10 protein-coding genes are annotated in these 12,872 nt (G+C 72.0%); 6 read left to right on the top strand and 4 right to left on the bottom strand.

The window, feature by feature from the left end:
- A partial coding sequence (locus tag BU197_RS24130; RefSeq protein ID WP_223184121.1) for a SpoIIE family protein phosphatase occupies positions 1–1,787 on the top strand: 1,787 nt, incomplete at its 5' end.
- A 203-nt stretch (positions 1,788–1,990) separates the two neighbouring features.
- Here BU197_RS24130 and BU197_RS24135 read toward each other — a convergent pair.
- The gene (locus BU197_RS24135; RefSeq protein ID WP_188270412.1) at positions 1,991–4,255 is read right to left on the bottom strand and encodes a transglycosylase domain-containing protein; all 2,265 of its coding nucleotides are present in this window, start codon (positions 4,253–4,255) and stop codon (positions 1,991–1,993) included.
- 297 nt (positions 4,256–4,552) lie between these two features.
- On the opposite strand from BU197_RS24135, the gene BU197_RS24140 reads away from it, so the two are divergent.
- Genes BU197_RS24140 through BU197_RS24150 form a run of 3 tightly spaced genes read left to right on the top strand, consistent with a single transcriptional unit; the run spans position 4,553 to position 8,126 of the window.
- The gene (locus tag BU197_RS24140) at positions 4,553–5,077 is read left to right on the top strand and encodes a PadR family transcriptional regulator (RefSeq protein ID WP_188270413.1); all 525 of its coding nucleotides are present in this window, start codon (positions 4,553–4,555) and stop codon (positions 5,075–5,077) included.
- A complete protein-coding gene (locus tag BU197_RS24145) occupies positions 5,074–5,757 on the top strand; it encodes an ABC transporter ATP-binding protein (RefSeq protein ID WP_188270414.1) in 684 nt (227 codons plus the stop codon). The genes BU197_RS24140 and BU197_RS24145 overlap by 4 nt, the downstream gene beginning before the upstream one ends.
- A complete protein-coding gene (locus BU197_RS24150; protein ID WP_188270415.1) occupies positions 5,754–8,126 on the top strand; it encodes an FtsX-like permease family protein in 2,373 nt (790 codons plus the stop codon). The genes BU197_RS24145 and BU197_RS24150 overlap by 4 nt, the downstream gene beginning before the upstream one ends.
- A 133-nt stretch (positions 8,127–8,259) precedes the next feature.
- Here the strand turns inward: BU197_RS24150 and BU197_RS24155 are convergent, their stop codons facing one another.
- The gene (locus tag BU197_RS24155; protein WP_188270416.1) at positions 8,260–9,231 is read right to left on the bottom strand and encodes a LysR substrate-binding domain-containing protein; all 972 of its coding nucleotides are present in this window, start codon (positions 9,229–9,231) and stop codon (positions 8,260–8,262) included.
- Positions 9,232–9,364: 133 nt separating this feature from the next.
- On the opposite strand from BU197_RS24155, the gene BU197_RS24160 reads away from it, so the two are divergent.
- Both BU197_RS24160 and BU197_RS24165 read left to right on the top strand, forming a co-directional pair.
- Positions 9,365–9,919, top strand: a complete 555-nt coding sequence (locus BU197_RS24160) for a peroxiredoxin (protein WP_188270417.1) — start codon at positions 9,365–9,367, stop codon at positions 9,917–9,919.
- A gap of 6 nt (positions 9,920–9,925) precedes the next feature.
- Positions 9,926–10,462 carry an alkyl hydroperoxide reductase gene (locus BU197_RS24165; protein ID WP_188270418.1) on the top strand — a complete coding sequence of 179 codons (537 nt, stop codon included), beginning with the start codon at positions 9,926–9,928 and terminating at the stop codon, positions 10,460–10,462.
- Between the two features lie 215 nt (positions 10,463–10,677).
- Here the strand turns inward: BU197_RS24165 and BU197_RS24170 are convergent, their stop codons facing one another.
- Together BU197_RS24170 and BU197_RS24175 are read right to left on the bottom strand one after the other, a co-directional pair.
- Complete coding sequence (locus tag BU197_RS24170; RefSeq protein WP_188270419.1) at positions 10,678–11,352, bottom strand: hypothetical protein; 675 nt, start codon at positions 11,350–11,352, stop codon at positions 10,678–10,680.
- Complete coding sequence (locus BU197_RS24175) at positions 11,349–12,827, bottom strand: AI-2E family transporter (RefSeq protein WP_188270420.1); 1,479 nt, start codon at positions 12,825–12,827, stop codon at positions 11,349–11,351. The genes BU197_RS24170 and BU197_RS24175 overlap by 4 nt, the downstream gene beginning before the upstream one ends.
- Between the last annotated feature and the right edge of the window lie 45 nt (positions 12,828–12,872).

Genomic DNA, 12,872 nt, shown 5'->3' on the forward strand with positions numbered 1-12,872 from the left:
CCGGCGGGCCCGGGACCGGCGGCGCGGTGGCCGTCGCCGTCGCGCCCCAGCCACCCGCGGGGGCGGCACCCACACGGCGCGAGGGCGAGCGGCTGCGGTTCGTCGGGGCGGCGACCCGGCGCATCGCACGCGGCATCGACCTGGACGAGATCGTCCTCGGCCTGTGCCGGGCGACCGTGCCCACCTTCTCCGACGAGATCTTCGTCTACCTCCGCGACCCGCTGCCCGTGGGCGACGAGCGGCCGGTCGCCCCGTTCCTGTTGCGGCTGCGCCGGACCGACCGGTTGCGCTTGAGCGATCTGGAGGGCGAGGAGCTGGTGCTCGTACCCGATCCGGATCCGACCCCCGCGGCCGAACTCTGCGAGGTGCGGTCCGGTGGGGCGCTGGCCGAGGTGCTGCGCGGGGTGCGGCCGGTGTTCGGCGACTCCGCCGCCGCCCAGGCGGCCCTGACGGAGCTGCTGAGCCCCGAGCATCCGCTGCCCGGCGGACTGCGGGCGATCCTCGCGCCGCTGCGCGGCCGGCGCCGGGTGATCGGCGCCGCCGTCTTCATGCGCCGCCCCGAGCGGGCCGGTTTCGAGCCGAACGACCTGCTGGTCGCGGCCCAGCTGGCCACGCACACCGCGCTCGGCATCGACAAGGCCGTGCTCTACGGGCGGGAGGCGTACATCGCGGACGAGCTCCAGCGCACGATGCTGCCGGACTCGCTGCCGCAGCCGACCGGCGTCAAGCTCGCCTCGCGCTACCTCCCGGCGGCCGAGACGGCGCGGGTGGGCGGCGACTGGTACGACGCCATCCCGCTGCCCGGCAGCAGGGTCGCGCTGGTCGTCGGTGATGTCATGGGCCACTCCATGACCTCGGCGGCGATCATGGGCCAGCTGCGCACCACCGCGCAGACCCTGGCCGGGCTCGACCTGCCTCCGCAGGAGGTGCTGCACCACCTGGACGAGCAGGCGCAGCGGCTGGGCGAGAACCGGATGGCCACCTGCATGTACGCGGTCTACGACCCGGTCTCGCACCGGATCACGGTCGCCAACGCGGGCCACCCGCCGCCGATACTGCTCCATCTGGGTGGTCGTGCCGAGGTGCTCCGGGTGCCTCCCGGTGCCCCGATCGGGGTCGGCGGGGTGGACTTCGAGGCGGTCGAGCTGGACGCTCCGGCCGGTGCGACGCTGCTCCTCTACACGGACGGCCTGGTCGAGTCCCGGCTGCGGGACGTGTGGACGGGCATCGAGCAGTTGCGGGAGCGCCTCGCGGCGACCGCGCAGCTGACCGGTCCCGACCACTCGCCGCCGCTCGAAGCGCTCTGCGACGACGTCCTGGACATGCTGGGTCCGGGTGACCGGGACGACGACATCGCGCTGCTCGCGGCCCGTTTCGACGGGATCGCGCCGAGCGATGTGGCGTACTGGTTCCTGGAGCCGGAGGACGCGGCGCCCGGCCGGGCCCGTCGGCTCGCCCGGCGGGCGCTCAGCCGCTGGGGCCTTGAGGAGCTGACCGACTCGGTCGAGCTGCTGATCAGCGAGGTCGTCACCAACGCGGTGCGGTACGCGGAGCGGCCGGTGACCCTGCGGCTGCTGCGGACGGACGTGCTGCGCTGCGAGGTCGGCGACGACTCGCCGCAGCTGCCCCGGCAGCGGCGGGCGCGGGAGACCGACGAGGGCGGGCGCGGCCTGTTCCTGGTCAACCGGCTGGCCCGCCGCTGGGGCGCGACCCGCCTCTCGGGCGGCAAGGTGGTCTGGTTCGAACTGGCGACGCCGCAAGGGGCGGGGCTCGGGGCGACGCCTTAGGGGCGGGGCCGGGGGCGGGGCTTCGGGCCCGGGTGCGGGCCCGGTTTCACCGCCCGCCCCGGCCGGGCCCGGCCCCGTACCCCGCTTCGGCCCGGCCCCGTCATCCTGCTTCGGCCCCGTCCCGTTCCCGCTTCGGCCCTGTTTTCACGACGGAGGGCCGGTCCCCCATTCGGGTGGACCGGCCCTCCGTCGCGTTGTCAGGATCAGGGAAGAGCCGTCAGCCCGTCGGCGCTGTAGGGCCGTCCGAACGTCTGGACGGATCCGCTGTCCGGCTGCTCGGCCGTCGGCGGGGTCACGGGCGCCTCCGTCACGGGCGGCGTCGTGGTCGGCGGGGGCGTGGTGACCGGATCGGTCGTCCGGGGCGGCGTGGTGGTGGGGGGCGTCGTCGGCGGAGTCGTCGGCGGGGTCGTCGTCGGAGCCGGGGGCGTGGTGGCCGTGGTGGTGGGCTCCTGGGTGGGCGCCTCGGTGGTCCGGGTCGGGTCGGGCTCGGCCGTGCCCTGGTCGGCCGGGGCGGAATCGGCCGGGACCGAACCGTCGGTCTCCAGATCGAAGGTGGCGTCGGAGCCGCCGTCCAGGGCCGCCTTGGTGTAGGCGCCCCAGATCTCGGCGGGCGTACGGCCACCGTTGGCGCGGCCCGGGTTGATGGTGTTGGTGAGAGTGACCTGCTTGCCCTTGGGGTCCTCGCCGAAGAGTCCGACGGCGGTGACGAGTTCGGGGGTGTAGCCGACGAACCAGGCGGAACGGTTGTTCTCGGAGGTGCCGGTCTTGCCCGCGGCGGCGTAGTTTCCGGCGGCGCGGGTGCCCGAACCGTTCTGCACGACGCCGGTCATGGCCTTGGTGACGCTGTCGGCAGCCCGGCGGCTGACGACCTGGTCGCCGATGGCCTTGGCGGGCTCGACCGTGCGGTCCTTGTGGGTGGCGGACTTCACCAGGGTCGGGGTGACCTTCACGCCGTGGTTGTCGAGGGTGGCGTAGACGCCGGCCATGTCGAGGGTGGAGGCGCCCATGGTGCCGAGGGACATGGCGGGGGTCTGGGTGAAGTCCTCGCCGTCCTTCATGCCGAGGGCGAGGGCGGTCTTCTTGGTCTTGACCGGACCGACGTCGACGATCATCTGGGCGAAGACCGAGTTGATCGAGCTGTTGGTGGCCCGCTGCACGCTGACCGGGCCGTAGTTGCGGCCGTCCTCGTTCTCCGGGTCGAAGGGGATCTCGCTGCCGACGACCGGGCGCTCGCTGGTGCCGTCGTAGATCGTGCCGAGGCCGATCCGCCGGCCGTCCTGGGTGTGGGAGCGGTTGTCGAGCGCGGAGGCGAGGACGACCGGCTTGAAGGTCGAGGCGGGCTGGTAGTCGCGGCGGGTGGCGTTGGACATCCAGTGCTCGGTGGCGCCGACGCCGCCGTACATCGCGACGATCGAACCGGTCTTGGGGTCGACGGAGGTGGCGCCCGCCTGGACGGTGGCGGCCTTCTTGTCGCCCTCGCGGTCGAGCTTGGCCTCCAGCTCCTCGTCGACGGCCTTGACGAGGTCCTTCTGCTTCTTCTCGTCGATGTTGAGGGTGATCCGCCAGCCGCCGGCCTTGATGTCCTCCTCGCTGAGGCCCTGGCGCATCAGCTCCTGGTTGGCCGCCTCGACGATGTAGCCGGTCTGGCCCTCCATGCCGGGGGCGGGGCGGGGCTTCTGCGGGACGGGGAACTTCATCCCGGCGCGCTCGCCCGCGGAGAGCCAGCCCTCGCCGACCATGTTGTCCAGGACGTAGTTCCAGCGCTGCTCGACGAGCTTGCGGCCGGTGGCGCTCGCGGAGGTCCAGTCGTACTGGTTGGGGGCCTGGAGCAGCGAGGCGAGGTAGGCGCCCTGGGCGGTGGTGAGCCTGGGGGCGTCGACACCGTAGTACGCGCGGGCGGCGGCCTGGATGCCGTAGGCGCTGCGCCCGTAGTAGCTGGTGTTCATGTACCCGGCGAGGATCTCGCCCTTCTTCATCTTCTGGTCGACCTTGAGGGCGATGACCATTTCCTTGAGCTTGCGGGTCGCCGTCTGGTCCTGGCTCAGGTAGTAGTTCTTGACGTACTGCTGGGTGATGGTCGAGCCGCCCTGCTTGCCCTTGCCGGTGATGGTGGACCAGGCGGCGCGGGTGGTGCCCTTGATGTCGACGCCGTTGTCCTTGTAGAAGGTCTTGTTCTCCGCGGCGACGAAGGCCTTCTGGACCGGCTCGGGGATCTTCTCCAGGTCGACTATCTCGCGGTTTATCTTGCCGGTGCGGGCGAGGATCCTGCCGTTGGAGTAGGTGTAGATGTTGCTCTGCATGGTCGCCTCGGCGTTGGCCGTCGGCACCGGGACCATCAGGTAGACGACGTAGAAGGCGCCCATGACGAGCAGGCAGCACACGATGAAGGTGCCCAAAAGCTTCTTCCAGGTGAAGAGGCGGCGCAGTCCGCGGCGCTTCTTCGCCTTGCCCTTGTCCGGTCGGCCCATGTGTCCTGTCGCTCCGCTCGTCGTGTGTACCGGCACCCCGGTCCCCGTCCCGCCCTGTGGGCGGCTGAGTAGTCAGCTCATCAGCTAACACTGACGATGCAGACAAAGGACAACCGATCACGTCATTTCCGGACGTGAGAATGAGCACCCACACCCAGAGGAACCGACGTTCGGGCTCCCCGGATGGTTGCCTGAGGGAGCGGTTCCACTTGCCCCGAAGGCAGTTCCGTACAGCGGGCGCCCCCCTCCCCATGGAGCTATACACCTGGCGTATACACCCCGTGTACAGTGACGCCCATGTCCATCGGTCACACCCTTCTCGGGCTCCTGGAGTCCGGCCCGCGCCACGGTTACGACCTCAAGCGCCTCTTCGACGACAGGTTCGGCCACGACAGGCCGCTCCACTACGGCCAGGTCTACTCGACCATGTCGCGGCTCCTGAAGAACGGCCTCGTCGTCGTCGACGGCGTCGAAGCGGGCGGCGGCCCGGAACGGAAGCGGTACGCCATCACCGACGCGGGCATCACCGACGTCGACCAGTGGCTCGCCACCCCCGAGAAGCCCGAGCCGTACCTCCACTCCACCCTCTACACCAAGGTCGTCCTGGCCCTGCTCACCGGCCGGGGCGCCGCCGAGCTGCTCGACACCCAGCGCGCCGAGCACCTGCGCCTGATGCGCGAACTGACCCGCCGCAAGCGGGACGGCGACCTCGCCGACCAGCTCGTCTGCGACCACGCCCTGTTCCATCTGGAAGCGGACCTGCGCTGGCTCGAACTGACCGCCGCCCGCCTCGACCAGCTCGCCGCGGAGGTCCGCCGATGACCACCGCGCCCCTGCTCCACGCCACCGGCCTCACCAAGGCCTACGGCTCCACCCCCGCGCTCAAGGGCGCCTCCTTCGGCCTGCGGGCCGGCGAGGTCGTCGCCGTCATGGGCCCCTCCGGCTCCGGCAAGTCGACCCTGCTGCACTGCCTGGCCGGAATCGTGCGCCCCGACGCGGGCACCCTCACCTACGCGGGACGCGAGCTGACCGGCCTCTCCGACACCGGACTCAGCACCCTGCGCCGTACCGACTTCGGCTTCGTCTTCCAGTTCGGCCAGCTCGTCCCCGAGCTGACCTGCGTGGAGAACGTCGCCCTGCCGCTCCGTCTCAACGGGGAGCGGCGCAAGGCCGCCGAGGCCAAGGCCGCCGAGTGGCTGACCCGCCTCGAAGTCGAGGCCACGGCGGGCAAGCGCCCCGGCGAGATATCCGGCGGCCAGGGCCAGCGCGTCGCCGTGGCCCGCGCGCTCGTCACCGCACCCCGGGTGATCTTCGCCGACGAGCCCACCGGCGCCCTCGACTCCCTCAACGGCGAACGGGTCATGCGCCTGCTCACCGAAGCCTCGCGGGACACCGGAGCCGCCGTCGTCCTCGTCACCCACGAGGCCCGCGTCGCCGCCTACTCCGACCGCGAGGTCGTCGTACGCGACGGCTCGGTACGGGACGCGGAGTGGGCCGAGTGAGCGCCCGCACCTGGGCCCGCGAGCTGACGCTCGGCGCCCGGTTCGCGGTCACCGGCGGCCGCTCCGGGCTCCTCAGGACCCTGCTGACCGCGACCGGCGTCGGCTTCGGCGTGGCCCTGCTGCTGCTCGCCGCCTCCTTCCCGAACATGCTCTTCCAGCGGGAGGTGCGCGAGTCGGTCCGCGCCGTCGACGGCAGCGAACAGGTCACCTCGCCCCGCGCGGACTCCTTCCTCCACCTCGACCGCCCCACCGTCTACCGGGACCAGTCGGTCAGCGGGCTCCTGCTGCGCCCCGAGGGCGACGCGCCCCCGCTCCCGCCGGGCGCCTCCGTGTTCCCCGGCGAGGGCGAGATGGTGGTCTCCCCCGCGCTCCGGGAGCTGCTCGACTCCCCCGAGGGCGCCCTGCTCAAGGAACGGCTCCCCTACGAGATCGTCGGATCGATCGGCCGGGACGGGCTCATCGGTCCCGCCGAACTCCGCTACGTCGCCCACGCGGGCTTCCTCGACTCCGACAACCTCGACGGGCGCGGCACCCGCTACGGCTGGTCGGTGCCCGAGGAACCGATGAACGCGTTCCTGATCCTCCTCGTCGTCGTCGCCTGCGTCGTCCTGCTCCTGCCCGTCCTCGTCTTCATCGCGACCGCCGTCCGCTTCGGCGGCGAGCAGCGCGACCGGCGTCTCGCGGCGCTCCGGCTGATCGGCGCGGACACCGCCATGACCCGGCGGATCGCGGCGGGCGAGTCCCTGGCGGGCGCGCTCCTCGGGCTCCTCCTGGGCCTCGGACTCTTCGCCCTGGCCAGGCAGTTCGCCGGGGTCTTCACCATCTGGGACGTCAACGCCTTCCCCTCCGACGTCGCGCCGATGGCCCCGCTCGCGGTGCTCGTCCTCGCCGTCGTCCCGGTCGCCTCGGTCGTGGTCACCGTCTTCGCGCTGCGCGGGGTGACCATCGAACCGCTCGGTGTCGTACGGACCTCCACCCCGCGCCGCCGTCGCCTCTGGTGGCGACTGCTGCTCCTCGCGGCGGGCCTGGCCTTCCTCCTGCCGCTCATGGGCGATGTCCAGGTGACCGAGACCAGCCTCGACATCCTGAGCGTGGCGACCGGCACGACGCTCTCCCTGATCGGCCTCACCGCGCTCCTGCCCTGGGCCGTCGAAGCCGCCGTGAAGCGGCTGGGCTCCGGCCCGGTGGCCTGGCAGCTCGCGGTCCGCAGGCTCCAGCTGAGCAGCGGCACCGCCGCCCGCGCGGTCAGCGGGATCGTCGTCGCGGCCACCGGGGCGATCGCGCTCCAGATGCTCTTCCAGTCGATGGAGCAGGACTTCACCCGGCTCAGCGGCGCGGACACCGCCCGCGCCCAGCTCGCGATCGGCATCGACGCCGGGACCGGCGACGAGGCCAAGGCGATGATCGACCGCATCCGGCGGACCGAGGGCGTCGCCAGCGCGGCGGGGGTCGTGGAGTCGTACATATGGCGGCCAGGGCCTCTGAAGACGGGCGAGGAGTTCGCCCCGATGACCTCGGTCAGGGTCGGCGACTGCGCCTCCCTCCGGGAGTTCGCCACGCTCCCCACCTGCACGGACGGTGACGTCTTCGTCTTCCTCGCGCACGGCGCCCAGGGCAATCCGGACGACTCCCTCGTCACCCGGGCGGCCCGTCCCGGCACGACGGTCGCCCTGCGCGACCCGCATCCGCACCCGGACGCGCCCCGGCCCCCGGCGGGCTCCCCTTCGCCGACCTGGCGCATCCCGCCCGGCACGCGGGTCGTGGACTCCCGCCCTGACCCGACGGGCATGTACCAGTTCGGCGTCCTCGCCACCCCCTCGGCGATCGACACGACCCTGCTCGACGCGCCGGACGCGCGGACCATGGTCCGGCTCGACCCGTCCGTGCCGGACGCCGCCGACCGCGTACGGAACACGGCGGCGGCCATCGACCCCACGTCCTGGGTGCGGACCCTGAAGGACATCGAGCGCGACGCGGCGTTCTCCAGCGTCCGCACCGGAATCCTCGTCGGCTCCACCCTGACGATGCTCCTGGTCGCCGCCTCGCTCCTGGTGACGACCCTGGAACAGCTCAGGGACCGCAAGCGGCTGCTCTCCACACTGGTCGCCTTCGGCACCCGGCGCTCCACCCTGAGCTGGTCGGTGCTGTGGCAGACGGCGATACCGATCGCCCTGGGCCTGCTGCTCGCCGTGGCGGGCGGTCTGGGCCTCGGGGTCCTCCTCCTGAAGACGGGCGGCCAGCCGGTCGAGGACTGGTGGGTCTTCCTGCCCGTCACCGCCATCGGCCTCGCCCTGATCGCGACCGTGACCCTGCTGAGCATGCCGGTCCTGTGGCGCCTGATGCGCACGGACGGGCTGCGTACGGAGTAGGGGGCGGGGGGTCGGGGCCCGTGGGGGGGGGTGACGCCGTGCGCGGGCCCCGGCGGAGGGGGTGACACCTCCGTACGCGGGGCCCGGCCGAGGGGTGCCGCGCGGGCCCCGACGGAGAGGCCCCCGCGCGGCTCTAGCCCCCGTCCGTCACCCGTACCGGAAGGCCCCGCATCGCCTCGCGCAGGGCCTCCGCCAGTTCGGCGAACTCGGCGTGCCGGGCGGCTCCGGTGCGCATCGCGAGGGCGACCCGTCGGGCGGGGGCCGGTTCGGCGAAGAGGCCGGTCCACAGGGCGGTGTTGCGGGCGGTCTCGACCGTGACGGCGGTGCTCGGGAGCAGGGTCACGCCGAGGCCGCCGGCCACCAGCTGGACCAGGGTGGAGAGGCCCGCCGCCGTGGTGGTGACCTCGGCGCCCTCGCCGCGCCCGGCCTCCCGGCAGATGTCGAGGGCCTGGTCGCGCAGGCAGTGTCCTTCGTCGAGGAGCAGCAGCCGCAGTTCCCTGAGGGCTTCGCGGGGAATGTCGTCCCGCCCGGCCAGCGGGTGCCCTTCCGGGGTGACCAGGACGAAGTCCTCGTCGAAGAGCGGGAGTTCGGTGACGCCGGGCACCCCGAGGGGTACGGCGAGCAGCAGCAGGTCGAGCCTGCCCCCGGCCAGGCCCTCCAGAAGCGAGGCCGTCTGCTCCTCGTGGACCTGGAGGTCGAGGTCCGGGTAGCGCCGGTGGACCAGGCGCAGCACGGTGGGGAGCAGATAGGGGGCGACGGTGGGGATCACCCCGAGCCGCAGCACCCCGGTGAAGGGCGCCTGCGCGGCTTCGGCCTCCTCCATCAGCTCGGAGACCGCGTCGAGGACCGCTCGGGCGCGGACCGCGAGCCGCTCCCCCGCGGGCGAGAGCAGCACCTTGCGGGTCGTACGCTCCAGGAGCTGGACGCCGAGCACGTCCTCAAGGGCAGAGACCGCGCCGGAGAGCGCGGGCTGGCTCATGCCGATGGCCGCCGCCGCGTCGCGGAAGTGCAGATGCTCGGCGACGGCGGCGAAGGCTCGCAGCTGGGAGAGGCTCGGCTGCTTGCCTCGGGCCGGGGTGTGCGGGGGGCCGTACGGGGATGCCACTGATAACCACCTTCGATCAACACGAACCACTCTAGCTATTTCACTGATCAATGCCCTCCGTGCCATGCTGTGATCCGTCCAACCCTCACGGAAGACCCCAAAAGGGATCCTTCCTGCTTGCAAGGAGTGCCGCGTGCTCACTGTCGGTGACAAGTTCCCCGCGTACGACCTGACCGCCTGCGTGTCGCTGGAGAGCGGCAAGGAGTTCGAGCAGATCGACCACAAGGCCTACGAGGGCAAGTGGCGCGTGGTGTTCTTCTGGCCGAAGGACTTCACCTTCGTCTGCCCCACCGAGATCGCCGCCTTCGGCAAGCTGAACGACGAGTTCGCCGACCGTGACGCCCAGATCCTCGGCGTCTCCGGCGACTCGGAGTTCGTGCACCACGCCTGGCGCAAGGACCACCCCGACCTGCGCGACCTGCCCTTCCCGATGCTCGCCGACTCGAAGCACGAGCTGATGCGCGACTGCGGCGTCGAGGGCGAGGACGGCTTCGCCCAGCGTGCCGTCTTCATCGTGGACCCGAACAACGAGATCCAGTTCACCATGGTGACCGCCGGTTCCGTCGGCCGTAACCCCAAGGAGGTCCTGCGGGTGCTGGACGCCCTTCAGACCGACGAGCTGTGCCCGTGCAACTGGAACAAGGGCGAGGGCACCCTCGACGCCGTCGCTCTCCTCTCGGGCGAGTGAGCTGACATGGCTCTCGACGAACTCAAGTCCGCGATCCCGGACTTCGCCAAGGACCTGAAGCTGAACCTCGGTTCGGTCATCGGCAACAGCGAGCTTCCGCAGCAGCAGCTCTGGGGCACCGTCCTGGCCTGCGCGATCGCCTCGCGCTCGCCGAAGGTCCTGCGCGAGCTGGAGCCCGAGGCCCAGGCCAACCTGAAGCCCGAGGCGTACCAGGCCGCCAAGTCCGCCGCCGCGATCATGGCGATGAACAACGTCTTCTACCGGACCCGGCACCTGCTGTCGGACCCCGAGTACGGGACGCTGCGCGCCGGTCTGCGGATGAACGTCATCGGCAACCCGGGCGTCGACAAGGTCGACTTCGAGCTGTGGTCGCTGGCCGTCTCCGCGATCAACGGCTGCGGCCAGTGCCTCGACTCGCACGAGCAGGTCCTGCGCCAGGCCGGTGTCGAGCGCACCACCATCCAGGAGGCCGTGAAGATCGCCGCGGTGATCCAGGCGGTCGGCGTCACCCTCGACGCGGAAGCGGTGCTCGCCGCCGAATAGGCCGAGCGGGCCGAACAGGCCGAGCGGTTCGAAACCGTACGTGGAAGGGCCCCGGGGCAGCACGCCCCGGGGCCCTTCCACGTACCCGGGCTCTCCCGTCGTACGGCGGCTCTTCCCGCGTACGGCCGCCCTTCCGGCGTACGGTCACCCTTCCGGCGTACGGTCACCCTTCCGGCGTACGCGTGGCCCGTGCCGTCACGGGGTGGCCCGCGCCGTCACTTCTTGAGCTCCTCCATGAGCGCGAGGAGGTCCTGGGTCATCGGGACCTCGATGCCGGAGAGGTCGACCGGGTTCTTGTCCTCGACGATGCGTCCCTGGCCATCGCTCCGATAGAGCCGGCTGAGGCTCATCTCGATCTCGATCTGCCCGTCGAGGACCCTCAGCTCCCCGCCGTCCCCCGAACGCCCGCCGAAGAAGGCCCGCTCCCCGAGGCCGCCGATCGACACGATCAGGTCGAGGCCCTTCGCTCGGGCCTCGAACTCGGGCTCCGGGTCCGACACCTTGTGCACGGTGTAGGTGACACCGACGTCGAATCCCGCCTCCACCGGGCCGAAGGAGGTCGAGCAGTAGGTCTGGTAGAGGCTCGGCTCCGCCAGCTCGGCACCGGCACCGCTCTCCCGCCGCTCGCCGAGGATCCCCCCGAGCGCCTTCAGCTTCATCGCGTCGCAGAGCGTCACGTCCGTGGCGTACCCGCCGAGGTCCGGTCCCGGTTCCTCGCGCTGTGCGTACGCGTAGACCCCGCCGCCCCACACCGTCGAGGCCAGTACCGCGCCGCCGAGCGCCCACGCCCAGGGGCGTCCGGCGCGGGGCGGGCGCGGGGGCCGTTCCTCCGTCAGGACCTCGACGGTGTCGAACCCCGTGCCTCCGTCGAACTCCGGCTCCGATATCACTGCTTCTCCCCCTGGGTGGCGCGGGTGCCGGGGGCGGGCGTCGGCGCCACTTCGTACGCGGTCGCCCCATGCGGTTCGGGTGCGGTGCGGAGCGCCTGCTCCGCGCTGTAGGCGCGCAGATAGCCGACCACGGTGTTGGCGACGGCGACCAGCGGCACGGCGACGACGGCGCCGCCGATGCCCGCGGTCAGCCCGCCCGCGGCGACCGCGAGGACGACGGCCAGCGGATGCACCCGCACCGCGCGCCCGAGGATGAACGGCTGGAGGACATGGCCTTCCAGCTGCTGTACGGCGAGGACGACGACGAGCACCATGAGGGCGGTGAACGGCCCGTTGGTGACGAGGGCGACGACACAGGCGAGTGCGCCGGAGAACACGGCGCCGACCAGCGGGATGAAGGCGAAGAGGAAGATGAAGACGGCCAGCGGCACCGCCATCGGCACGTCGAGGAACCAGAGCCCGAGCCCGATGAAGACGGCGTCGATGAGGGCGACGATGACCGTGCCCCGTACGTAGGCGGTGAGGGTGCGCCAGGCGCGCGGGCCCGCTCCGGCCACGCCCGGCCGTGCCTGGGCGGGCACCAGTTTGAGCGTCCACTCCCAGACCTTCTTCCCGTCGTACAGCAGGAAGAGCGTCGAGAACATGGCGAGCAGTATCCCGGTCATCGCCTCGACGATGACGGTCACGCCCTGGAGTCCGGCGGAGGTGATCTGCTCGGCGTTGGCCCCGATGGTGTCGCTGAGGGTCTTGGCGATGTCGTTGATCTGCTGCTCGGTGACGTGGAACGGGCTGTCGAGCAGCCAGTGCTTCAGCTCCTCGATGCCGTCCTTGACGCGGTCGGAGAGGCTGTCGACGTTGTCCAGGACCTGCCAGACCACGAACCAGCCGACCAGGCCCATCACGACGAAGCCGGAGACGGCGGTGACGGCGGTGGCGAGCCCGCGCGGCAGCCCCTTGCGGCGCAGCAGGGCGACGGTGGGCTGGAGCAGGGCGGTGACGAGGAGCGCGGCGACGAAGGCGAGGACGACCAGCTGGACGGAGCTGATCACCTTCATGAGGACCCAGACGGTCCCGGCGAAGACGAGCAGCCGCCAGCTGGCCTCGGCGGCCACCCGCATGCCCCAGGGGATCGCGTCGACGGGCTCGGGCCGGGCGGCGACCGCCGGGGCGTAGGCGGGCGGCGCGGGCACGGAGCGCGCGGGTCCGGCCGTCGCCGTTTCCGGGGATGGCGAGGCGGTGTCCGTCAGGGGCCCGGCGGTGTCCGGGTCGATCGTGGGGCGGGCGGGCCCGGGGGCCGTCTCCGGGGCTTCCCCCACGGGACCGGCGCCGGTCTTCCCCGGGGTGTCCCCGGGAGGGGCGCCGGGGGGAGGGTGCGGGTCGTCCCGGCCGGCCTCGGCCTTGCGCTCGTCGAGACGTTCACTCATCCGGCTCAGGCGTGCGCCCAGCCGTCCCAGCCACCCTGGCACTCTCGGCATCTCTTTCCTCTTCCCCCCGCCGCCTTCGTTCCGACGGCTCCCCCC

Origin of the sequence: Streptomyces sp. CBMA291 (genome assembly GCF_014596525.1) — a bacterium.
In the GTDB taxonomy this organism is placed as follows: domain Bacteria; phylum Actinomycetota; class Actinomycetes; order Streptomycetales; family Streptomycetaceae; genus Streptomyces.

Bases quoted from the DNA above. Each gene is read 5' to 3' on its own strand.
- BU197_RS24135 (WP_188270412.1), bottom strand. From the start codon at position 4,255: ATGGGCCGACCGGACAAGGGCAAGGCGAAGAAGCGCCGCGGACTGCGC.
- BU197_RS24140 (WP_188270413.1), top strand. From the start codon at position 4,553: ATGTCCATCGGTCACACCCTTCTCGGGCTCCTGGAGTCCGGCCCGCGC.
- BU197_RS24145 (WP_188270414.1), top strand. From the start codon at position 5,074: ATGACCACCGCGCCCCTGCTCCACGCCACCGGCCTCACCAAGGCCTAC.
- BU197_RS24165 (WP_188270418.1), top strand. From the start codon at position 9,926: ATGGCTCTCGACGAACTCAAGTCCGCGATCCCGGACTTCGCCAAGGAC.
- BU197_RS24175 (WP_188270420.1), bottom strand. From the start codon at position 12,827: ATGCCGAGAGTGCCAGGGTGGCTGGGACGGCTGGGCGCACGCCTGAGC.